The organism is Pseudomonas sp. 3HC3, assembly GCF_044904505.1.
Lineage (GTDB): Bacteria > Pseudomonadota > Gammaproteobacteria > Pseudomonadales > Pseudomonadaceae > Aquipseudomonas > Aquipseudomonas putida_Y.
This window is the reverse complement of record NZ_JADDRH010000006.1, coordinates 70,758-93,494: the sequence shown is the minus strand read 5'-3', so window position 1 is coordinate 93,494 and position 22,737 is coordinate 70,758. Positions and strand designations below refer to the sequence as shown.

The window sequence follows — 22,737 nt, the reverse complement described above, 5'->3', positions numbered from 1 at the left end:
CTCTCACAGGTGCTGCACCGATCTCAGGCTTTCCAGTTTGGGTTCAGGTCAGCCGAGGCCGTATTTTTTCACTTTGTCGAACAGCGTGGTCTTGGCCATGCCCAGTTCCTGGCTGGCCTGGCTCAGGTTGCCGCCAGTGCGTTGCAGGGCATCAGTGAGCAGGTTGCGTTCGAATGCTTCCACCGCCTCGGCAAAAAGCAGGCCTTGGTTGGCACCACCGCTGGGGCCTTTCTTGAACGCTGGCAGGCCGAGGGCATAGCGTTCGGCCACGTTGCGCAACTCGCGCACGTTGCCCGGCCAGTCATGGGCCATCAGGCGCGACAGGGTCTGGCTGTCCAGTGTCGGTGTTTCCCGGTCGAAGCGCAGGGCCGATTGCTGCAGGAAGTGTTCGAACAACTGCAGAATGTCTTCACGGCGCTCACGCAGCGGTGGCAGCTCCAGGGTTACCACATTCAGCCGGTAATACAGGTCACTGCGGAATTGGCCGCTCTGGCCCAAGGCATCGAGGTCGGCCTTGGTCGCGGCGATCACCCGGCAATCCACCGGGATGCTCTGGTTCGAGCCCAGTCGCTCCAGAGTGCGCTCCTGCAGTACGCGCAGCAGCTTGATCTGCAGGTTGATCGGCATGCTCTCCACTTCATCGAGGAACAGCGTGCCGCCATTGGCGTGTTCGATCTTGCCGATACGGCGTTTGCCGGCACCGGTGAAGGCGTTGGCCTCGTGGCCGAATATCTCGCTTTCAAACAGGTTTTCCGGCAGGCCTCCGCAGTTCAGCGCCACGAACGGGTGGCTCTGGCGGCGGCTGAAGTCATGCAGGCAGCGCGCGACCAGCTCTTTGCCGGTGCCGGTCTCACCTTCGATCAGCACGTTGGCTGAGGTGTCGGCGACGTTGGCGATCAGTTCGCGCAAGTGCTCCATGGCCGGTGAGCGACCAATGATGCGCCCCTCCAGGCTGCTCTGTTCGGCCAGCTGGCGGCGCAGGGCCACCACTTCGCGTGACAGCCCGCGCTGTTCCAGCGCGCGGCGTACCACGTCGACCAGGCGCTCGGGGGAGAACGGTTTTTCCATGAAGTCGTAGGCGCCGTTACGCATGGCGCCTACGGCCATGTCGATATCGCCATGGCCAGTGATCAGCACCACTGGCAGGCTGCGGTCACGGGCTTTGAGTCGATTCAGCAGCTCCAGGCCATCAATACCCGGCAGACGGATATCGCTGACGACAATGCCGGCGAAATCGTCGCCGATGCGTTCCAGCGCCTGTTCGGCGCTGCCTACGCCCTCGCAGGCGATATCCTCCAGGGCCAGCGCCTGCTGGCAGCCGAGCAGCACATGCGGGTCGTCTTCGACGATCAGGACGGTAAGAGGCGCTTGGTTCATGGATGCTCTGCCGATTCGCTAGGGGGGAAAACCAGAGGCAGGGCCAGGACGAAGGCCGTGCCGCCGGTGGCGGGATGCTCGACGTTGAGGCTTCCCTTGGCGGCGGCGGCAAGGCTCGCCGACAGGGTCAGGCCCAGGCCCAGGCCATGCTCGCCCGGTTTGGTGGTAAAGAAGGGTTCAAACAGGTGCTTGCGCGCCTCGGCGTCGATGCCATGGCCGTTGTCGCGCACCTGCAAACGGTACTTGTCGCCCTGCAACTCGCCTTCCAGCCACAGCTCAGGCTGCGGTTGCGCGGCCATGGCGTCAAGGGCATTCCCGATCAGGTTGACCAGAATCTGCTCCAGGCGGGTCTGGTCGATGGCCAGTTGCTGGTCCTCGAACTGGTGGTGCAATTGCAGGTGACAGGCACTGATGCGGTTGGCCAACACTTGCAGGGTGGCGTCCACCGCCTTGGCCAGTGAAGCCTGGCCGCTGTCATCGCTGCGCCGGGCGAACGAGCGCAGGCTGGCGGTGATGCGGCCCATACGGTCGATCAGGTCATTCATGGTGCGCAGGTTGGTACTGGCGGTTTCCAGCGCCCCGCGCTCGAGGAAACGCACAGTATTGCCAGACAAGGTGCGCAGCGCAGCCAGTGGCTGGTTCAGCTCGTGGGCAATGCTGGTGGACATTTGCCCGATGGCGGCCAGCTTGCCCGCCTGCACCAGCTCATCCTGGGCGTGGCGCAAGGTCTGCTCGGCGTGCCGGCGCTCGCGAATCTGGCCCTTCAGGCGTTCGTTGCTGGCGCGCAGGTCGGCGGTGCGTTCGGCAATCCGCCGCTCCAGCTGGCTGTTGGCTTCTTCAAGGGCTTCGCGGGCCGCCAGGCGGGTGGCGATCACCTTGCGCCGCTCGTTCCAGGCAATGCCGAGGATCGCCAGCAAGGCAAAGGCCACGCCCACCAGGATGCCCTGCACCATGGATTCGCGACGCAGGTCTTGCAGTGGGGTCAGCAGGGTGAAATGCCAGGGCGTGTCCACCAGGCGCCTGGTTTGCGCCAGGTAGGCCACTTCGTGCGGCTTGCCATGAGCGGTTTCGGTGTTGGCCGGGAAGGTCAGTTTTTCCACACCATCGGCCAGGGTCTCCCGGGCCAGAGGCTGCAGTTCGTTCAGCGGCCACCAGTAGTACTGCAGGCTTCGCGCCAGGCGCTCCTTGATTTGCGGGGTCAGCGGGCGCACCGACTTAAGGCGCCGGGCCGGGTCGCTGGAGAGGATGATGATGCCATTCTCGTCGCTGACGAACGCCTCCAGGCGGGCACGCTGCCAGCGCTCCTCGAGGGTGTCCAGGCGCACTTTGATCACTGCAACGCCTATGATCTTGCCGTGCTCCTCAAGCCCGTGGGCCAGGTAATAGCCGGCCTCGCCCGTGGTACTGCCGATGCCGTAGAAACGCCCGGGTTCGCCGCGCACGGCAGTCTGGAAGTAGGCGCGAAACGACAGGTCCTCACCCAGGAACGAGTCGGCATCGCGCCAGTTGCTGGTGGCCTGTACTCGGCCGTTGGTGTCGAGGACGAAGATGGCCCGACTGCGACTGCGACGGTTCAGGCCTTCAAGGTATTCGTTGACCGTCTGGCGTGAGCCGCCATCCGGGTCGGTGAGAAGGTGCGAGACGCTGTCTTCCAGCTCCAGCAGGCTCGGCAGGTAGGTGTACTTGCTGATTTCGCTTTCGACCGTGCGTGCGTGCAGCTCCAGCTGGCGTTCACCGTTTTCGCTGAGGGTGCGGATGCCGTTGCTCTCGCTGATCAGGTAGCCAGCCATTCCCAGGCCGACCATCAGCAGGATGATCAGTGGCGGTAACAGCAATTGACGGATCAGGCGGGAATTCACGGCAGGCTTGGCAGGGCGAAGTAGCGAGGGGTCGCATTTCATCACAGTGGCCTTGTAACGACCAGCTTCCGCTGCCTGGTGGGGCCCTGGCAGCGGAAGCTGTGGCCGGGTCAGTGCTGCAGGATCTTGCTGAGGAAGTGCTGGGTGCGCTGGTCGCGGGCGCTCTGGTCACCGAAGAACTCTTCCTTGGTGCAGTCTTCGATGATGCTGCCCTTGTCCATGAAGATAACCCGGTTGGCGACTTTGCGGGCAAAGCCCATCTCGTGGGTTACGCACATCATGGTCATGCCTTCGTGGGCCAGTTGCACCATCACGTCCAGTACCTCGCTGACCATTTCAGGGTCCAGTGCCGAGGTGGGCTCGTCGAACAGCATGACGATCGGGTCCATCGCCAGGGCGCGGGCGATTGCCACGCGCTGCTGCTGGCCACCAGAGAGCTGGCCGGGGTGTTTCTTGGCATGGGCACTGAGGCCTACACGGTCAAGCAGGGCCAGGCCTTTCTTGGTGGCTTCTGCCTCGCTGCGGCCCAGGACCTTGCGCTGGGCAATGGTCAGGTTCTCGGTGATGGTCAGGTGCGGAAACAGCTCGAAGTGCTGGAACACCATGCCCACTCGCGAGCGCAGCTTGGGCAGGTTGGTCTTCGGGTCGGCAATCGAGGTGCCATCGACCACGATGTCGCCCTTCTGGAACGGCTCCAGTGCATTGACGCACTTGATCAGGGTGGATTTGCCCGAGCCCGACGGGCCACAGACCACCACTACCTCACCTTTCTTGACCTCGGTGCTGCAGTCGGTCAGTACCTGGAAGTCGCCGTACCACTTGTTGACGTTCTTGATGGAAATCATACGGTGATCCTTTTTTGCAGGCGCTTGACCAGCCACGAAGCGGAGAAGCTGATGATGAAATAGACGACGCCGGCGAAGATCAGGAACTCATGGGAGCGCCCGATGATGTCGCCGTTGGAGCGAGCCGAGTTGAGGAAGTCGACCAGGCCCACGGTGTACACCAGCGAGGTGTCCTGGAACAGGATGATGCTCTGCTGCAGCAGCAGCGGGGTCATCTTGCGGAAGGCCTGGGGCAGGATGATCAGGCGCATGGTCTGCGCGTAGTTCATGCCCAGTGCTTGTGCGGCGCCCATCTGGCCCTTGGAGATCGACTGCACGCCGGCGCGGACGATTTCGCAGAAGTACGCGGCCTCGAACATCATGAAGGCGACCACGCAGGAGGTGAAGGCACCCACCGGGGTATCTTCGCCGGTGATCCAGCGCAGCACGAACGGCACCGCCAGGTAGAACCAGGTGATCACCAGCAGCAGCGGGATCGAGCGGAAGTAGTTGACGTAGGCACCGGCCAGGTTCGACAGCAGTTTGCTCGACGACAGGCGCATCAGAGCCAGGATGGTGCCCAGCACGATACCGCCGATGACTCCCATGACCATCAGTTTGAGGGTCATGACCATGCCGTCCCAGAGGGCAGGCAGGGCGGGGATGATTTCGCTGAAATCCATTTCCATTTACTTGCCCCCCACGGAGATCAGGCCAGGCACGGCGACTTTCTTCTCGATCATGCGCATGAGCAGCATCAGGCCCATGTTCAGGGTGAAGTAGATCAGCGTGGCCAGGGTGAACGCCTCGAACAGGTTGGCGGAAAACTCAGCGGTCTGTTTGGTCTGCGCCAGCAGCTCCATCAGGCCGATCAGCGACGCCACCGAGGAGTTCTTGAACACGTTGAGGAACTCGGAGGTGAGCGGCGGAATGATGATCCGGTAGGCCTGTGGCAGCAGCACATTGTTGTAGATTTGCGGGAGGCTGAAGCCCATGGCACGGGCGGCAGCTTCCTGGCCTTTGGGCAGCGCCTGGATACCGGTACGCACTTGCTCACAGACGCGTGCGGCGGTGAACAGGCCCAGGCAGATGACCACGCTGATCAGTGCCGAAGTGGTCGGGTTGAGGTCCTGCTTGAACCATTCCTGCAAGCCTTCTGGCAGCAAGTCGGGTACCAGGAAGTACCAGATGAACAATTGCACCAACAGCGGTACGTTGCGGAACAGTTCCACGTAGGCGGTGGCGATACCCGATACCAGGCGGTTCGGCACGGTACGCATGACACCGAGGAGCGACCCCAGCAGCAGCGCGATGATCCAGGCGGTGATGGCGATGGCGATGGTCCAGCCCAGGCCGGTGATATACCAGTCCAGATAGGTTTCGCTGCCCACGCCGGTGGACTTGAAGAACACGCCCCAGTCCCAGTTGTAATTCATCGGGATTTCCCCTCAGACGGTTGTTTCACGGGCACCTTCGAGCATCCGGGGGCGCAAGGCGCCCTCGGATGAAAGGTTAGACACTAATGAGTGGCCTGCAGAATTGATTCGTGCTTGTGAGCACCAGGCCACTATTTGCTGAGGATCAGGACTTCTTCTCGTCCGCAGCCTTGTCGGTTGGCTCGGCGATCAGTTTTTTCAGCTCGTCGCTCATCTGGAAGTTGAGGTTCAGACCTTTAGGCGGGATCGGCTGCATGAACCACTTGTCATAGCTCTTGTTGACTTCGCCCGACTTGAAGTAAGCAACGATGGCGTCGTCGACCGCTTTCTTGAACGCAGCGTCTTCCTTGCGCACCATGCAGCCGTAGATTTCATACGACTGTGGCGTACCGGTGATGACCCAGTCTTTTGGCTTGCGCGCCTTGGCCATTTCACCGGCGAGCAGGGCGTCATCCATCATGAAGGCCACGGCGCGGCCGCTTTCGAGCATGTTGAAGGCTTCACCGTGGTCCTTGGCGGAAATCACGTTCATCTTCATCTGCTTGTCGGCGTTCATCGCCTTGAGGATGCGCTCGGAGGTGGTACCGGCGGTGGTCACCACGTTCTTGCCGGCCAGGTCCGGGAAGTCTTTGTATGCAGGCTGACCGTCCTTGACCTTGGTCAACAGGCGGGTACCGACTTCGAAGATGCCGACCGAGAAGCCGACTTGCTGCTGGCGCTCGACGTTGTTGGTGGTGGAGCCGCACTCCAGGTCGACGGTGCCGTTCTGCACCAGCGGAATACGGGTTTGCGAGGTGACCAGGTTATAACGGACTTTGATGTCCGTGCCCAGTTGCTTTTTCAGCGCGTCGACGACGGCCAGCTGGATGTCATGCGAGTAACCGACGGGCTCGGGTTTGCCAGCCAGGTAGGAAAATGGAATGGAGGAGTCGCGGTGCCCCAGGGTGATGGTGCCCGATTCCTTGATCTTCTTCAGGGTGCCGGTGAGCTCCTCGGCCATGGCCGGCGAAGCGATGACTGCAGCCGCGATGGCTGCGCCCAGCAATTGACGAACGATACGCATCAAATTTTCCTCGACGTGTTTGTTTTTTTTATGGAGCCGTTGGCGGACTCTTCGTTCAACGAATACAGCAAGAAGCGGGTGCATTCGGCTACCAAGTGTAGAGCATGACTCGTGCCAAGCCCTGCTGTCGACCTTAAACCGCTTGTATTGCTCGCGCTTGACAGTCTCGACAGCTCTCCGGGGTTCGCCAGGCCGAATAAATAGCGTTTTCTCGTTCGGTTATCCGAACGCGTGGGCTGCCGCACATCCAGGTATCGCGTGTGGTAACTATGCAGTGCGCGGCAAGGGCGCAGACGTAGTGTGCTCTGCTCTTTGCCTGGAGAGTTCCACAGATGTCACCGCACCGGCCCCCGAACGATTCCATCGATAGCCTGATTGCCCAAAACTTGCCTGGATGGCTAGTCGACCACGCGCAACCGGAAAGGCTCGATGCGTTACGTAATGCCCTGCGTCGGCAGGCGCACTGCAATGCTCGGCTTGGCCCGATCCTCCAGGCCATCCCTTCCTTGCAGGCCTACGCAGCAGAGTTGCTCAAAACGAAACTGCGCAAGAGCGGCATCAGCAACCCGGACGTGACGGGCTGGAAGGTACGGGTCTCGCAGCGGCTGGTGCTGCCCAGCGCTTCGCCTGCGCTGCTGCGGCCCACCTATGTTCGCCGCTCCAGGCGGTCATTGCTGGAGGCGGCGCTGCATAACTATCATCGCAGGGAGACGCGCCCCGGGCTGATGCGCAAAGGTGAATTGGTCGATGGCAACGGTAACCGGCTGCCGATGAGCTTCCACGCGTTTGCCTCCGCATGTCGCGAGGTCGACGCAGGTGGCAAGTACCAGGCGTTGCTCACGCACCACCTACAGCCTGAAGATGGCCCGGAGGATGAGCCGGGCCAGGCCGTTTCCCGCTTGCACGGGCTGTTCGAAGCGAGTTTCAAGGCCCATTTCGAGGTGGCGATGCGGGTCGCTGCGTTGAAACAGGACATTGACGAGCGCACGTATTTTTTTCTGTTGCCGTTTGTTGCCGAAAAGCCGGTGGTGCCTGCGCTGGTTGGCACTGTGGTTCCCCGGCAGTTGTACCTGCTGGGCCGCCCGGTTCAAGGCGTGCTGACGCTGGAAGTGCGTCCGTCAGCTGATGGCGCAGTGGAGTCGGTGGTGCTCTGGATACCCGATGACCCTCATCAGCCCGTCTCCCGTCATGCCAGCTGGGATGCACTCGACAAGTACCTCGGTAAGCGCTTCCGTGCACCGGACTATCGGCTTTTTTTCGCGCGCTTCATTACCGAGCGTGAGCGCATCAATTTCTATCGGGTATTGAACGAACGGGTCGCGCAGGCATCGGCAGCCGGGGTGGAACTCGACGCCCGTTCTGCACCGGTCACTGACGCACCGTTCGTACACCTGCGCCGGCAACACCTTGCCAAGATCAGGGATGACGCCAAGGTGCTCGCCGTACCCACTGATGTCGAAGATGACGAAGACCGCGAAGCGCGCATGCAGGGCTACAAAGAGCTGGGTATGAATTTGCTGAACGTGGCAGGCGCCTTCGTGCCTGTGCTTGGCGAAGTGCTGCTGGTGGCAAACGCGGTTCAGATTGCTGACGAAGTGTATGAAGGGTATGAAGATTGGCGCATGGGTGATCGCGAAGGGGCGTTGAACCACCTGTTCAATGTTGCCGAGAACGTCGTGCTTGGCGGGATGATCGCAGCCAGCAGCCAAGTGGCCGTGCGTGCCCTTGAGCGGCTGGCCTTCGTGGATGACTTGGTACCGGTGTGCGACTCCGCAGGCAAGGTCAAGCTCATGGCCACGGATCTACCCGGTTACGATGCCCAACCTTTGCGTGGTGCTGGCGCACAGGAATGGTTATGGCACCTCGATAGTGGCCGCTATCGGGTGTTGGAGGATCCGCAGGATGGTCGCTCCAGGATCCTGCACCCTGGTCGTCCCAGTGCCTATCGGCCGGTGATCGAGCAGAATGGCGCCGGCGGCTGGCGCCATGAACTGGAAGCTCCCCAATACTGGGAAGGGCGGGCCAATCTGGTGCGCCGCCTGAGTACGCCCCTGGCAGAACTACCGGAAGCGACATGCGACTACCTGCTCCAGGTGACAGGGCTGAGTGAAGCGCAAGTTCGCCGTTTGCACGTCGAGCACATGGGCGCACCTGCACGGATGCTCGATGCCCTGGAACTTTATCAGGCACATGCATTACACCCGGACTTCAGCGCGCCGCGACTGGCGCAGTACGTTGCTGATCGGCAAGTGCAGCCCAATGGCATCGAGCGGATATTGCGGCGCACTTTCCCGGGCCTGTCGGCTCGTTGTACCCGTGAGCTGCTTCAGCAATGCAGCGGTGCGCAGCTCGATACGCTCAGCACCGCGCAGCGGATCCCTTTGGCAGTGGCCGAGCGCGCACGATGGTCACTGCGCGAAAGCCGTCTGGACAGGGCCTGTGCCGGCTTGCGCCTGCCGCGTTGCGTCAATCCCGACACCGAACGCCTGGCTTTGGGCTTGCTTGAGCGTCAGCTGAAGTGGCCGGACGCCCTGCGCATCGAACTGCGCGAAGGTAGCCCGAGTGGGCGGTATCTGGCCGGTATCGGCGCTGAATCAGCGCAGGATGTACGGTGTATCGTGCGCCGCGGCGACGGCTACCGCTATGCCGGTCAAGGCACATCCGGCCCCTACCTGGCGGCGCTGCTGTCTGCGCTGGACGAGACGCAGACAGCCGATCTCGGCGATGCCGCTGTCAGTCCAGGTGCCCTGGGCTCGTTGTTGATCGAGGCCGCTGCTGGTGATCGTACCCAAGCGGCTGAGCTCTGTGGCATGCCCCGTCTGGGCGTTGGCCTGCGACCCCCGACCCGTTTGGGGGATGGGCGTATCGGGTATGCCTTGAGTGGGCGAGGGGAGAGCAGTCGGCGTGCCATAGGGCGTGGTATTCACCAAGTGTTTCCGACAATGACAGACGGGGAGCTACAAGCCTATCTGCTTGATCTCATGGAGCGGCGAGTAGGGTTGTGGGAGCACTACAGCCAGCTCACGGGACAGTTGGCACGCCTGCGTCAGAGCCTGCGCCAGTGGCGCAGGGATGCCAGTAACCCACTGGACGCGCTGCGCCGCCGTCGGGTCGCTACTGCCGTTCGGCGAAGCTGGCGGCGCAAGATAACCGACGAGGCTGGGGACTACGCGCTGATCATCAGCGGAGAGCGTATCGGTAGTCTGCCCGAATTACCGGAGGGGGTGAGCTTTGATCATGTGCGACGGCTGATCCTCAGTGATCTGCGCCTTGGTGAAATCAATGGGGACTTTCTTCGACGTTTTCCCAACCTGATTGAGCTCGACCTGTCTGGCAATCGCCTGACTGCGATCCCTCACGGCATTGAACATATGCCCCGCCTGCGGCAGCTAAACCTGCGCCGCAACAGCGTGATCATGGATGAGGCCGGTGAGTTGCGTCTTGCCGGAATGAGCGCGCTGCGGTACCTCGACCTCAGCCACAACCCGCTGGGAAGGGCGCCGGTACTGACGCGCCTGGGCAATTTGCGTGAAGTCAACTTGCGCTCTGCTGGTCTTGAGGCGTTGCCTGAGCGGATTTCATTTCGTGCCCACATAGACTTGCGTAACAACAACATTCGCACACTGCGCCGAGAGTTGCAGCAGCTGCGCCTGCAGGTGCACCAGTTGTCCTTGCACGATAATCCACTTGGCGAAGCTGACGCATTGCTGCTCGATGAGGCTCGAAGTGTGACCCCGGGGCAGTGGGGGTCAGCGTTTGCACGCCATCGCGCCATTGACAGTGACCTTTTCAATACCTGGGCCAACAGTACAGCCGACGCTGAACGTGATCGCCAGCAGGCCATATGGACAGCCCTGCTTGAGGAACCGCAATCAGATGGAATGTTCCGCTTTCTGGCAGACTTCGTCCATGGCGAGGACTTTGAACAGCACCCTGGGCATTACCGCAGCCGAATCTGGCGAATTCTGGAAACGTGTGAGCAGCACGAGCAGTTGCGTCATCAGTTGTTTCTAGAGGCATCTGGCCGGCGCAGTTGTGAAGACCGCCTGCTGCTGTTGCTGGAGCAGATGGAACTTGGGGTCCTGGTGCTGCGTGCCGTCGAAGACGCGCATGGCAGTCGGATGGAAGCCCGTTTGCTAAGCCTGGCGCGTGGTTTGTTTCGCCTCGACGAGGTCGACCGTCACGCGACGTTGCACGTGCAACGCATGCATGCCGAGCACGCCCCACATATCGATGAAATCGAGACAAGGCTTTTTTACCGACAGCGGCTTGCGCGTCCGTTGGGCTTGCCGATCGAGCCCGACGAAATGCATTACCCGGGTTTTGCAAGCGTAACCACCAGCGACGTGCTGCGGGTCCAGGACGCGGTTTTGCAAAATGAGTCGACGGATGCCCTGATAGCCTCGTTGGCACAGCGGCCTTTCTGGGAGCAATACGCGCGAGAGTTTCATGCGCAGCGATTTGAAGAACTGGTACAGCCACTGCACCAGCGCATGGAAGCCCTACAGGCTCAGGTAGATGAGCAAGTGATTAGCGAAAACGAGTTTCTGCAACGCTGTGAAGCACTGAAGGCTGATTACGATCGCAGCGAGCGGGCATTGCTGGCGCGTTTGGCCCGTGAAGCCTATGAGCGCTGGGCGAATACGCCCCCTTGACGAATCAAGAGGGCTTCACCGTCAATATCAGGCTGCGCGACTATTCGCGCGCACCTTGCGGGCTTGCTGCAGATACGCCTCCAGAGCCCTCTGCTCCTGTGCGGTCAGCGACAGGCCCAGCTTGGTGCGACGCCAGATAATGTCAGCGGTTTGCTCTGCCCATTCCTCCTCCAACAGGTAGTCCACCTCACGGGTGAACAGCCCGGCCCCGATAGCCTGCCCGAGGTCTTCGGGGCCGTGAACGCCATCGAGCAGCCGCCACACGCGGCTGCCGTAGGTGAGCACCCAGCGTTTGGCCAGGTCAACAGGCAACCAGCCGCAACGTGCCAGTACGGCATCGATCAGCGCCTGTACCGTTGTCATGCCCTCTGCGCCCGGCAGTGGCGCACTGGCAGTCCAGGCGCCGCGCATCTGGGTGAAGAAGGGCTTGAGCTCGGCCATGGCCGATTCGGCCAGCTTGCGGTAGGTGGTGAGCTTGCCGCCGAACACAGACAGTAGCGGTGCCTGGCCTTCCTCCGCCGAAAGGGCGAGTGTGTAGTCCCGGGTCACTGCCGAAGGATTGTCCGATTCATCGTTGCACAGCGGTCGAACGCCGGAGTAGGTATGCAGGATGTCGGCTGGGCTCAGTTGATGGTTGAAGTGCTCGTTGACCACCTTCAACAAGTAGTGTGTTTCCTGCTCGGTAATGGCGACCGCGGCCGGGTCGCCGCTGTATTCCCGATCAGTGGTGCCGATCAGGGTAAAGCGGTCCAGGTACGGGATGCAGAAGACGATACGCTGGTCTTCGTTCTGCAGAATGTAGGCATGTTCACCTTCATACAGGCGCGGCACGATAAGGTGGCTGCCCTGGATCAGGCGGATGCCGTAAGGCGCCTCGAGCTTGAGGTCGTCCTTGATGAAGCTGGCCACCCACGGGCCGGCGGCGTTGACCAGTGCGCGGGCATGGATCGTCTGGAGGGTGCCATCGGCGTGCTGCAGTTCTACCTGCCACAAGCCCTCTACACGTTCGGCGCGCAAGCAGCGGGTGCGGGTGTGGATATGTGCGCCTAGCTCACGGGCCGCCATGGCGTTGAGTACCACCAGGCGAGCGTCATCGACAGCGCAGTCGGCGTATTCGAAGCCGCGGGTGATTGCTGGCTTCAGCGGGTAGCCCGGGCCGAAGCGCAGGCTACGCGAGGCGCCCAGGCGCTTGCGCTTGCCCAGGTGGTCGTAGAGGAACAGGCCGGCGCGGATCATCCAGGCAGGGCGCAGGTGCGGGCGGTGCGGAAGCACGAAGCGCATAGGTTTGACGATGTGCGGCGCCTTGGCCAGCAGCACTTCGCGTTCAGCCAGGGCCTCGCGTACGAGGCGAAATTCGTAGTGCTCCAGGTAGCGCAAGCCACCGTGAATCAGTTTGCTGCTGGCTGACGACGTGTGTTGGGCCAGGTCGTCCTTTTCGCAAAGGAAGACCTTCAAGCCGCGACCAGCGGCGTCGGCAGCTATGCCCACGCCATTGATGCCACCGCCGATTACGGCAATATCATAGCAGTCGGCTGTTGGGGGCTGGGACGAAACTGGCTGGGACACGGGCAAGGCCTCCTGGTGCTGTTCATATCGAATATGAACATTAATGTTCGCTTTCGAAAATACTAGCGCAATAGAAAGCCGGTCGCTAGCCAGTTTCTATAGAAAAGACTGATCAAATGACAATAAAGTGAACATTTTTGAAAATTCAGGAGGATACGGCTTGGGTTCTGGTTGGGGCGCGCCTCTGCCTCAGGAATAACTGGCCCGAAACAGATGCAGGCGTTAGCTTCGCTGGCGATGCGCCGCGCGGACGGCGCCTGGTTTCAAAGCCGCCACGAACCTGGCGGCATGCACCCACAAGCCCTAAACCACCTCAAGCCTGATCTTGTTCTGGTTCAACAATTGGGTAAGGGGTGGGGTAGGAGCCTGGTCGGTCACCAGGCAGTCGACCAGGTCGATCGAGCCCAGACGCACCATCGCATTGCGCCCGAACTTGCTGGAGTCGGCCGCGAGGATCACTTGTCGGGCATTGGCAATGATGGCTTGCGACACCCGCACTTCCTGATAGTCGAAATCGAGCAGGCTGCCATCCTCGTCGATACCGCTGATGCCCACCAGGGCGAAGTCGACCTTGAACTGGTTGATGAAATCGACACTGGCCTGGCCGACTACACCACCATCTCGGCGCACCGTGCCGCCCGCCACCAGCACTTCGAAATCGTCCTTGGCGGCCAGGATCGCAGCCACATGCAAGTTGTTGGTGATTACTTTCAGGTGGCTGTGGTTGAGCAGTGCCCGGGCAATCGATTCGGTGGTGGTGCCGATGTTGATGAACAGCGAGGCATGGTCGGGAATCTGTCGGGCCACGGCGTCGGCAATGCGCTGTTTTTCGTCGCGCATCTGGTCGGCACGCATGGCGTAGGCGGTATTTTCGATGCTCGAATCGTAAGCCGCACCGCCGTGGTAGCGGCGTAGCAGGTTGAGCTCGGCAAGCTGGTTGATGTCGCGCCGGATGGTCTGGGGAGTGACAACGAATAGCTGCGCCATTTCCTCGATACTGACATAGCCGCGTTCGCGCACCAGTTCGAGGATTTGTTGTTGGCGGGGGGGCAGATTCATGGGCGGTCCTTTTGGGCTGCCGGACAAATTCTGCAATGATGCCGTAGGAAAGGGATGACGGCCAGTGGACGTTTGGGGCCGCATGGCGGCCCCAACAGGTTTTATGCCTCGTGATCTTCCCAGTCACGGGTACGCTCGACTGCCTTCTTCCAGCCGGCATACAGCTTTTCTTTCTGCGTTTCATCCAGCTGCGGGCTGAACTCGCGCTCGATGATCGCCTTGTCGCGCAGCTCGTCCAGGCCACTCCAGAAGCCACAGGCCAGGCCAGCCAGATAGGCGGCACCCAGTGCCGTGGTTTCGCGCATTTGTGGCCGCTCCACGCAGGTGCCGAGGATGTCGGCCTGGAACTGCATGAGGAAGTTGTTGGCCACCGCACCACCGTCCACACGCAGTTCGGACAAGCGCTGACCACAGTCCTGCTGCATGGCGTCGAGGACATCGCGGGTCTGGTAGGCGATAGACTCCAGTGCGGCGCGGATGATGTGGTCTACCTTCACGCCACGTGTCAGGCCGAACAGCGCACCACGGGCATACGGGTCCCAATATGGGGCGCCCAGGCCGGTAAAGGCTGGCACCAGGTACACGCCGTTGCTGTCCTTGACCTTGCTGGCGAAGTACTCGGTATCCAGGGCGTCGTTGACGATCTTCAGTTCGTCACGCAGCCATTGCACGGTAGAGCCACCATTGAATACCGCGCCTTCCAGTGCATAGGCCACCTCACCACGCGGGCCGCAGGCAATGGTAGTGAGCAGGCCGTGGGACGACTTCACCGCCTGGTCACCCGTGTTCATCAACAGGAAGCAGCCAGTGCCGTAGGTATTCTTGGCCTGGCCCGGCTCCACGCACATCTGGCCGAACAGTGCCGATTGCTGGTCGCCGGCGATACCGGCAATGGCAATGCCGCTCTTGGTGTGGCCGTACACTTCCGAAGAGGGGCGCACCTCAGGCAGCATTTGCCGCGGGATGCCCAGGATTTCCAGCAGCTTGTCGTCCCACTGCAGGCTGTGGATGTTGAACATCAGCGTGCGCGAGGCGTTGGTGTAGTCGGTGACGTGAACCTTGCCGCCGGTAAATTTCCAGATCAGCCAGGTGTCGATGGTGCCGAACAGCAGTTCGCCACGCTCGGCGCGTTCACGGGCGCCGTCGACATTGTCGAGGATCCACTTCAGCTTGGTGCCGGAGAAATACGGGTCGGTGACCAGGCCGGTTGTTTCACGAATGTAGCCTTCATGGCCGTCACGCTTGAGCTGGGCACAGATCTCGGTGCTGCGGCGGCACTGCCAGACAATGGCGTTGTACACCGGGCGCCCGGTTTCCTTGTCCCACACCACAGTGGTTTCGCGCTGGTTGGTAATACCCAGTGCGGCAACCTGAGCGTGGCTGATGCCTGCCTGGGCCAGGGCCTCGACCATGGTCGCGCTTTGTGTGGCGAAAATCTCCATCGGGTCATGTTCGACCCAACCCGCCTGCGGGTAATGCTGTGCGAACTCGCGCTGGGAGGTACCCACAACATTGGCGTCACGGTCGAAAATGATCGCCCGCGAACTGGTGGTGCCCTGGTCCAGGGCGATGATGTAGTTCTTATCCTGGGTGTCTGTCATGGTTGTAGGCCTTGCAAGAATAGAGGGTCAGGGCTGTGCGTGGTGGCGGCATCAATTGGCTTGAGTATCGCCCTGGCGAATGTCATTTGTCTCAGGGATCGCGGCGGCCGCTACTGGCAGATTGCGTGCAATAAGGCCGCGATAGCTTGCTGCACCCAGGCAGGCGCCAACGATCGGTGCAAATACCGGAACCAGGAAATAAGGAATATCCCGCCCGCCAGTGAAGGCGATTTCGCCCCAACCGGCCAGGAATGTCATGAGTTTTGGCCCGAAATCGCGGGCCGGGTTCATCGCAAAGCCAGTCAAAGGGCCCATGGCGCTACCAATCACCGCAATCAGCAGGCCGATAAGCAGCGGGGCCATGGCACCGCGCGGCAGGCCGTTGTTGTCGTCGGTCAGGGCCATGATCACGCTCATCAGAATGGCAGTGATCACCACTTCGACCAGAAATGCCTGGCTGGTGGACAGTGACGGGTGCGGGTAGGTGGAGAACACCGAGGCCAGCTCCAGGCTGCTTTCGCTACCGCGCAGCATGGCGTGGGCTTGTTCGAAATCGAAGAACAGGTTGCTGTACAGCGTGTAGACCAGTGCCGCGCCACAGAATGCGCCGCATACCTGGGCCAGCATGTAGAAGGGCAGCTTGCGCTTGTCGAACCCGGCGAACAGTGCAAGGGCGATACTTACGGCTGGGTTCAGGTGTGCACCGGAAATACCGGCGGTGAGGTAGATGGCCATGCTGACGCCCACACCCCAGATGATACTGATCTCCCAAAGCCCGAAGCTGGCGCCGGCAACCTTGAGCGCGGCGACGCAGCCGGTACCGAAGAAGATGAGCAGGGCGGTGCCGAGAAACTCGGCCAGGCATTGGCTGGACAGCGTGGGTTGGTGCAGAGCAGTCGTCATGTATGACCTCGTTTTTTTTGTTGTGAGGCGCGTGGCGCTCGACAGCAAAACCCGGTGTCTATCCTCATTGACCCCGGATGATGTAGGAAATGCACCTTAAAAGTGCACCGCTTATTCAGAAACGAAAAAATATAGACAAGAAACGCTTATGTCAAAGGTCGAAAGTGAACGGTCAGTCACGATATGGCCGCTAGAATAAGATGCGGATCCCGTACTAGAGGCGCGCGATCGCGGTGCGCTGGCTGGGATGTAGGAATTGTCCTAAAGTAGCCGCCGAGTCGTCCCTGACTGGAGCCCCTGCATGACCCCCGCCCTAGACCTGTTGAAGAAGCACCGTGCCGAGCATCGTGTGCACAGCTATGAACATGACCCGAAGTCGGCGTCGTATGGCCTGGAGGCGGCGGAAAAGCTCGGGCTCGACCCGCAACAGGTGTTCAAGACGTTGCTGGCAAGCAGCGAGAAAGGGGAATTGCTGGTAGCGGTTGTGCCTGTGGTGGGTACCTTGGACCTGAAGGCGCTGGCCCATGCTGCCGGGGTGAAGAAGTGCGAGATGGCCGACCCGGCGGCGGCGCAGCGGGCGACCGGTTACTTGGTGGGCGGGATCAGCCCACTAGGGCAGAAGAAGCGCCTGCGGACCTTTATCGATGACTCGGCGCAGAATTTTGCAACTATCCATGTCAGCGCCGGTAGGCGTGGCCTGGAAGTGGAGTTGGCAGCGGCGGTGCTGGCGGAGTATACGCAGGGCACGTTTGCCGGGATTGGTCGAGGCTGAGAGCATGGGGCCGCCAAGCGGCCCCATGGCGCTGAAGTCAAGTCGCCGAACTGTAACGACGCACGCCATTCTCCTGGCGTGGCAACTGTGCCGCAACGCTACCCGGTACAGGGAATAGCACGAGGTGATCGGCCTTCACTGCAATCTCCACATTCTCACCGACCTCGTGGTCGTTATGGCTAGGGAAGATCGCTTCCAGCTGGCTACCGGTGGGCAACTGCAAGCGATAGAGCGTCGATGCCCCGAGGAAGCTCTTGCCCACGATGTTCGCCAGGAGCGCGCTGCCAGGTGCATGCACGATATCATCCGGGCGCAGCAGTACATCCACCGAGCTGCCCGGCGCCATGATGTAGGCGCGGTTACCGCGCAGCTCACCCACTTCGGTATTGACCGCCTCGTGGCTGCTCATTTGCCCACGGATGAAGTATCCCTGGCCGATGAAACTCGCCACGAATGGCGTCTGCGGTTCGTGGTAAAGGTTGTAGGGCGTGTCCCACTGTTCCAGGCGGCCTTCCTTGAAGACACCGACCTGGTCACTGACCGCAAAGGCTTCTTCCTGGTCATGGGTGACCAGAATGGCGCTGGTACCGCGGCTTTTGAGAATGTCGCGAACCTCATGGCTCAGGCGACGGCGCAGCTCTACGTCGAGGTTCGAGAACGGCTCGTCAAGCAGCAACAGTTGCGGCTCGGGCGCCAGCGCCCGGGCCAGGGCGACACGTTGCTGCTGGCCACCAGACAACTCATGCGGGTAACGACCGCCCAGCCCGCCGAGTTTGACCAGTTCCAGCATCTCTTCGATGACGGCGGCCTGGCGTGGGTGTTTGGCGATTCCAAAGGCAATGTTCTGCGCCACGGTAAGATGCGGGAACAGCGCGTAGTCCTGAAACACCATGCCGATGCGACGCTTTTCCGGAGCCAGGGTGAAGCCAGCCCGGGAAATGACCTCACCGCCCAGGTGGATTTCACCTTCGTGCACCGGCTCGAAACCGGCGATGGCGCGCAGGGTGGTGGTCTTGCCGCAACCGGATGAACCCAGCAGGCAACCGATGTCGCCTGCGTTCAGGTGCAGGTTGAGGTTCTGGACGATGCGCTGGTCGCCATAGCCACAGGCGAGGTTGCGCAGGTTGAGCAGTAGGGGTTGACTCATGCGTGGTGGTAAGCCGGTTCTACAAGGAATTCGAGAAGCGCCTTCTGTGCATGCAGGCGGTTTTCAGCCTCGTCCCAGGCGACCGAACGTGGGTCGTCGAGCAGGTCCTGGCTGATTTCCTCGCCACGGTGGGCGGGCAGGCAGTGCATGAAGAGGACATCGGGTGCAGCCAGGTCGAGCAGTTCGCGGGTGACTTGGTAAGGTGCGAAATGCGCCAGGCGCCGTGCAGTTTCCTCCTCCTGACCCATGGAAGTCCAGACATCGGTGACCACCAGGTGAGCATCACGCACAGCTTCCCTGGCATCCCGGATGATCTGCACGCGGTCGCCGCCCAGTTCCATGAAACGTTGATCCGGCTCATAGCCTTCGGGGCAGGCGATGCGCAGCTGGAAATCGAACTGCGTGGCGGCTTCGATATAGGAGTTGCACATGTTGAAGCCATCGCCGATCCAGGTCACGGTCTTGCCCTGAATCGAGCCGCGGTGTTCAACAAAGGTCTGCATGTCGGCCAGCAGTTGGCACGGGTGCGATTCGTCGGACAGGCCGTTGATCACTGGCATGCGCGACTTGGCGGCGAACTCGGTTAGGGTGCTGTGGGCGTGGGTACGGATCATCACCGCATCAACCATGCTCGACAGCACGATGGCGCTGTCACCAATCGGCTCGCCGCGGCCCAGCTGGGTGTCGCGGGGCGAGAGGAAGATGGCCTGGCCGCCGAGCTGGATCATGCCGGCCTCGAAGGACACACGGGTACGGGTCGAGGACTTCTCGAAGATCATGCCCAGTACACGGTTCTTCAGGGGTTCGAACAGCACGCCTCGCTTACGCAGGTCCTTCAGCTCGATGCCGCGGCGGATCACCCCGAGCAATTCGTCGGTGGTGAAGTCCAGCAGGGAGAGAAAGTGCCTAGCGCTCATGATTGACTACCTTATCTGCAACGGTATGCAGGTCGACCGTATGGTTTTTTTGACAACGGGAATGACCTGCGGCGTAAGCCGCACGGGGCGGACGAAATAGGGAAAGGCGCAATACTATAAGTAAATGTCGCCTGAAGCCAAGGGGGGAAAAGCGGCCTGATCGCAAAGGGTGTTGCAAACGGTGTCTTTGCCCGTTGGCCGTGCTGTTCTTTATTTGCTACACAAGGTTGTACACGGCTTGCTGGCAATTTGGCAAATGGCTGTCGTAAATCGTGCGCCTGATGTCGGTGGATTCACGCGGCGAAGCGCACTGGCCGCGGGGAGGGGCCGGGCGCATAGTCACTGTTCGACAACAACAAGGCAGAGGCGGCCATGACCAAGACCCTGCATCACCGTGCCTGTCACCTGTGCGAAGCGATCTGCGGGCTCAACATCGAAGTCAGCCATGAGGAGGACGGGCGGGCCCTGATCAGCTCGATCAAGGGCGACCCACTGGACCCGTTCAGCCGTGGCCATATCTGCCCCAAGGCCGTGGCGTTGCAGGACATTCAGAACGACCCGGATCGCCTGCGCCAGCCACACAGGCGAGTAGGCGACCATTGGCAAGCCATTGGCTGGGATGAGGCCTTTGCACTGGCGGCCGAAAAATTGTGGGCGGTCCAGCAGGCCCATGGGCGCAATGCCGTAGCGGTCTACCAAGGCAACCCGAGTGTGCACAATTACGGCTTGATGACCCATAGCAACTACTTTCTGGGCCTGCTCAAGACCCGTAACCGTTTCTCTGCCACTTCAGTGGATCAGTTGCCCCAACACCTGGTCAGCCATCTGATGTACGGGCATGGGCTGCTGCTGCCGATTCCGGACATCGACCACACGGGATTCATGCTGATTCTTGGCGGCAACCCACTGGCCTCCAATGGCAGCATCATGACCGTTCCGGACGTGGAGAAGCGCCTGAAGGCCCTTCGGGCGCGTGGTGGGCGCCTGGTGGTGGTTGACCCGCGACGTAGCGAAACGGCGGCAATGGCTGACAGCCATTTGTTCATACGCCCCGGTGCTGATGCAGCCCTGTTGTGCGGCTTGCTCAACACATTGTTCGAAGAAGGCCTGGCGCGGGGCTCGCACTTGCCGGTCAACGGCCTGCAGCAGGTGCGTGAGGCCATTGCGCCGTTCAGTGCCGAGGCCGTGAGTGCCCAGTGTGGAATCGCTGCAGCGGACATTCGCCAGCTGGCACGCGACTTCGCCGCTGCCGGGCAGGCCGTGTGTTACGGCCGCATGGGCGTCTCGACCCAAGCATTTGGTACCCTTTGCCACTGGCTGGTGCAACTTGTGAACCTGGTGACCGGCAACCTCGACCGCACAGGCGGCGCGTTGTGCACGGAACCTGCCGTCGACCTGGTGGCGACCACCTCGGGCGGCCATTTCAATGCCTGGCAGAGCCGTGTGTCGGGCTTGCCCGAGTACGGCGGCGAGCTGCCGGTGGCGGCCCTGGCCGAGGAAATGCAAACACCGGGCGAAGGGCAGGTGCGCGCCCTGGTGACAGTTGCCGGCAACCCTGTGTTGTCCACGCCTAACGGTCGCCAGTTGGATGCGGCGCTGGAGGGTTTGGAGTTCATGCTCAGTATCGATCTCTACATCAACGAAACCACCCGCCATGCCGACCTGATCCTGCCCTCCACCTCAGCGCTGGAAAACGACCATTACGACAGCACCTTCAACCTGCTGGCAGTGCGCAACGTCACGCGCTTCAACCGGGCGATCCTGGCCAAGCCGGAGGGGGAACTGCATGACTGGGAGATCTTCGTCGGCCTGGCCCAGGCGTTTGCCAAGCGTGCCGGGTTGGAGTTGAAGCCGACCTGGTCGCCTGCTCAGATGATTGATCAAGCCCTGCGCAAAGGGCGCTATGGTGAAGCAACGCCTTGGCAGCTCTCCCTGGCAACACTGGACGATCACCCGCATGGGCTTGACCTGGGGCCTTTACGCAGCAACCTCGCGGTGCGGCTGGCGACTGCCAGTAAGGCCGTCGAAGCAGCCCCTCAGGTTTTGCTCGACGACCTGCACCGCCTGGCGCAAATGACTCCACCAGTGCCGGGCGATCTGCTGCTGATCGGGCGCCGCCATGTGCGCAGCAACAACTCGTGGATGCACAACTTCCATCGCCTGGTAAAAGGCAAGCCACGGCATCAGCTGTTGATGCACCCGCAAGACTTGCAGCAGCGGCAACTGCAGGATGGCCAGCGCGTGCGCATCCGTTCACGTACTGGCTCACTGGAGGTCGAGGTACAGGCCTGCGAAGACATGATGCCCGGTGTGGTCAGCTTGCCCCATGGCTTTGGTCATGGTCGTCAGGGCGTGCACATGCAGATCGCACAGGCGCAACCCGGCGTGAGTGCCAATGACCTGACCGATGAACGCTTTCGGGACCAAGTTTCCGGAAACGCTGCGCTCAATGGCGTACCCGTGCAGGTCGAGGCCGCTTGAGGAACGGCAAGGCCGAGCACGGCGCTCGGCTTTCCGATACAATGCGACACCGTGCCGACGACTGTGTCGGATAGTTCAGCCGAGGTGCTACATGGATATCATCGAAACGATCAAAGAGCAGATTGCCAACAACACCATTCTGCTTTACATGAAAGGCTCGCCGAATGCCCCGCAGTGCGGCTTCTCTGCGCGTGCATCGCAGGCCGTGATGGGTTGTGGCGAAAAGTTCGCCTACGTCGACATCCTGCAGAACCCGGAAATTCGCGCCAACCTGCCAAAATACGCCAACTGGCCGACTTTCCCGCAGTTGTGGGTAGCCGGTGAGCTGGTTGGCGGCAGCGACATCATGCTGGAAATGTTCGAGAACGGTGAGCTGCAAACCCTGATCAAGGAAGCGGCTGCCAAGGCCAAGGCTTCTGAAGCCTGATCTACCGGCAAGCATAAAAAAACCCGCTGATCGCGGGTTTTTTTATGGGGCGAATAATTACTCTTCGCCCATCTGCGACTGCAGGTAGTTCTCGATACCGATCTTGTCGATCAGCCCCAGTTGGGTTTCCAGCCAGTCGATGTGTTCTTCCTCGGACTCGAGGATATCTTCGAGCATGTCACGCGAGCCGAAGTCGCCAGCAGTTTCACAATGGGCGATGGCTGCCTTCAGGTCGACCAGGCCTTTCTGCTCGATCTTCAGATCGCACTCGAGCATTTCCTTGGTGTGCTCGCCGATCAGCAGTTTGCCCAGGTCCTGAACGTTAGGAATACCTTCGAGGAACAAAATACGCTTGATCAGTTTGTCAGCGTGCTTCATTTCATCGATGGATTCTTTGTACTCGTGCTTGCCGAGTTTGTTCAGCCCCCAATCTTCGTACATGCGTGCGTGCAGGAAGTACTGGTTGATCGCGACCAGCTCGTTTCCGAGGATCTTGTTGAGATGCTGGATGACGCTTACGTCGCCTTTCATGTCGGGGTTCCTGCCCTGTAGAAGTGTGTCAATCCAGTGAAGTTTGAGCCCGATACTTAGGTGTGTCAAACCTAAGTTCTTGAATAATAAGTGAAAATTAATAGGAATAAGAATGTTTG

The 22,737-nt window shown here is 60.9% G+C and carries 17 protein-coding genes; 4 read left to right on the top strand and 13 right to left on the bottom strand.

The features are described 5' to 3' along the window. Positions 1-48: 48 nt before the first annotated feature. From INQ47_RS12115 to INQ47_RS12090, 6 genes are all read right to left on the bottom strand, one after another. Positions 49-1,377 carry a sigma-54 dependent transcriptional regulator gene (locus INQ47_RS12115; protein WP_003254975.1) on the bottom strand — a complete coding sequence of 443 codons (1,329 nt, stop codon included), beginning with the start codon at positions 1,375-1,377 and terminating at the stop codon, positions 49-51. Then, a complete protein-coding gene (locus INQ47_RS12110; RefSeq protein ID WP_404701763.1) occupies positions 1,374-3,278 on the bottom strand; it encodes an ATP-binding protein in 1,905 nt (634 codons plus the stop codon). The genes INQ47_RS12115 and INQ47_RS12110 overlap by 4 nt, the downstream gene beginning before the upstream one ends. A gap of 68 nt (positions 3,279-3,346) precedes the next feature. Continuing rightward, positions 3,347-4,081 carry an amino acid ABC transporter ATP-binding protein gene (locus INQ47_RS12105; protein WP_012273899.1) on the bottom strand — a complete coding sequence of 245 codons (735 nt, stop codon included), beginning with the start codon at positions 4,079-4,081 and terminating at the stop codon, positions 3,347-3,349. Then, a complete protein-coding gene (locus INQ47_RS12100) occupies positions 4,078-4,749 on the bottom strand; it encodes an amino acid ABC transporter permease (RefSeq protein ID WP_021781957.1) in 672 nt (223 codons plus the stop codon). Before INQ47_RS12100 ends, INQ47_RS12105 begins: the two co-directional genes overlap by 4 nt. Beyond that, complete coding sequence (locus INQ47_RS12095) at positions 4,750-5,496, bottom strand: amino acid ABC transporter permease (RefSeq protein ID WP_021781958.1); 747 nt, start codon at positions 5,494-5,496, stop codon at positions 4,750-4,752. It abuts the gene before it with no gap. 145 nt (positions 5,497-5,641) lie between these two features. Further along, positions 5,642-6,559: a glutamate/aspartate ABC transporter substrate-binding protein gene (locus INQ47_RS12090; protein ID WP_252459565.1), complete on the bottom strand. Its 918-nt coding sequence runs from the start codon at positions 6,557-6,559 to the stop codon at positions 5,642-5,644. A gap of 332 nt (positions 6,560-6,891) precedes the next feature. Between INQ47_RS12090 and INQ47_RS12085 the strand changes: the two genes are divergently transcribed. Further along, positions 6,892-11,214, top strand: a complete 4,323-nt coding sequence (locus tag INQ47_RS12085; protein WP_404701762.1) for an NEL-type E3 ubiquitin ligase domain-containing protein — start codon at positions 6,892-6,894, stop codon at positions 11,212-11,214. Between the two features lie 27 nt (positions 11,215-11,241). On the opposite strand, the gene glpD is transcribed toward INQ47_RS12085, so the two are convergent. The 4 genes from glpD to INQ47_RS12065 all read right to left on the bottom strand — a co-directional run bounded on the left by glpD (position 11,242) and on the right by INQ47_RS12065 (position 16,343). Further along, positions 11,242-12,780, bottom strand: a complete 1,539-nt coding sequence (gene glpD / locus INQ47_RS12080; protein WP_404701761.1) for a glycerol-3-phosphate dehydrogenase — start codon at positions 12,778-12,780, stop codon at positions 11,242-11,244. Positions 12,781-13,083: 303 nt separating this feature from the next. Next, a complete protein-coding gene (gene glpR / locus INQ47_RS12075) occupies positions 13,084-13,839 on the bottom strand; it encodes a DNA-binding transcriptional repressor GlpR (protein WP_176683657.1) in 756 nt (251 codons plus the stop codon). Between the two features lie 101 nt (positions 13,840-13,940). After that, the gene (gene glpK, locus INQ47_RS12070) at positions 13,941-15,440 is read right to left on the bottom strand and encodes a glycerol kinase GlpK (RefSeq protein WP_019750598.1); all 1,500 of its coding nucleotides are present in this window, start codon (positions 15,438-15,440) and stop codon (positions 13,941-13,943) included. 51 nt (positions 15,441-15,491) lie between these two features. Further along, positions 15,492-16,343 (bottom strand): MIP/aquaporin family protein, encoded by an 852-nt coding sequence (locus INQ47_RS12065; protein ID WP_404701760.1) that lies wholly within the window; start codon positions 16,341-16,343, stop codon positions 15,492-15,494. Between the two features lie 301 nt (positions 16,344-16,644). Between INQ47_RS12065 and ybaK the strand changes: the two genes are divergently transcribed. Continuing rightward, positions 16,645-17,115 (top strand): Cys-tRNA(Pro) deacylase, encoded by a 471-nt coding sequence (ybaK, locus tag INQ47_RS12060; protein WP_003254957.1) that lies wholly within the window; start codon positions 16,645-16,647, stop codon positions 17,113-17,115. Between the two features lie 37 nt (positions 17,116-17,152). Here the strand turns inward: ybaK and INQ47_RS12055 are convergent, their stop codons facing one another. Together INQ47_RS12055 and argF are read right to left on the bottom strand one after the other, a co-directional pair. Beyond that, a complete protein-coding gene (locus INQ47_RS12055; RefSeq protein ID WP_021781966.1) occupies positions 17,153-18,262 on the bottom strand; it encodes an ABC transporter ATP-binding protein in 1,110 nt (369 codons plus the stop codon). Next, positions 18,259-19,179 carry an ornithine carbamoyltransferase gene (argF, locus tag INQ47_RS12050; protein WP_404701759.1) on the bottom strand — a complete coding sequence of 307 codons (921 nt, stop codon included), beginning with the start codon at positions 19,177-19,179 and terminating at the stop codon, positions 18,259-18,261. The genes INQ47_RS12055 and argF overlap by 4 nt, the downstream gene beginning before the upstream one ends. 372 nt (positions 19,180-19,551) lie before the next feature. Here argF and INQ47_RS12045 point away from each other — a divergent pair, with 372 nt between their 5' ends. Together INQ47_RS12045 and grxD are read left to right on the top strand one after the other, a co-directional pair. Further along, positions 19,552-21,660 (top strand): molybdopterin-dependent oxidoreductase, encoded by a 2,109-nt coding sequence (locus tag INQ47_RS12045; protein ID WP_404701758.1) that lies wholly within the window; start codon positions 19,552-19,554, stop codon positions 21,658-21,660. A 91-nt stretch (positions 21,661-21,751) separates the two neighbouring features. Beyond that, on the top strand, positions 21,752-22,087 hold the full coding sequence (grxD, locus tag INQ47_RS12040; RefSeq protein ID WP_021781969.1) for a Grx4 family monothiol glutaredoxin: 336 nt from the start codon (positions 21,752-21,754) through the stop codon (positions 22,085-22,087). A gap of 57 nt (positions 22,088-22,144) precedes the next feature. Here grxD and bfr read toward each other — a convergent pair whose 3' ends face one another. Next, complete coding sequence (bfr, locus tag INQ47_RS12035) at positions 22,145-22,618, bottom strand: bacterioferritin (RefSeq protein ID WP_003258014.1); 474 nt, start codon at positions 22,616-22,618, stop codon at positions 22,145-22,147. Positions 22,619-22,737: the final 119 nt, after the last annotated feature.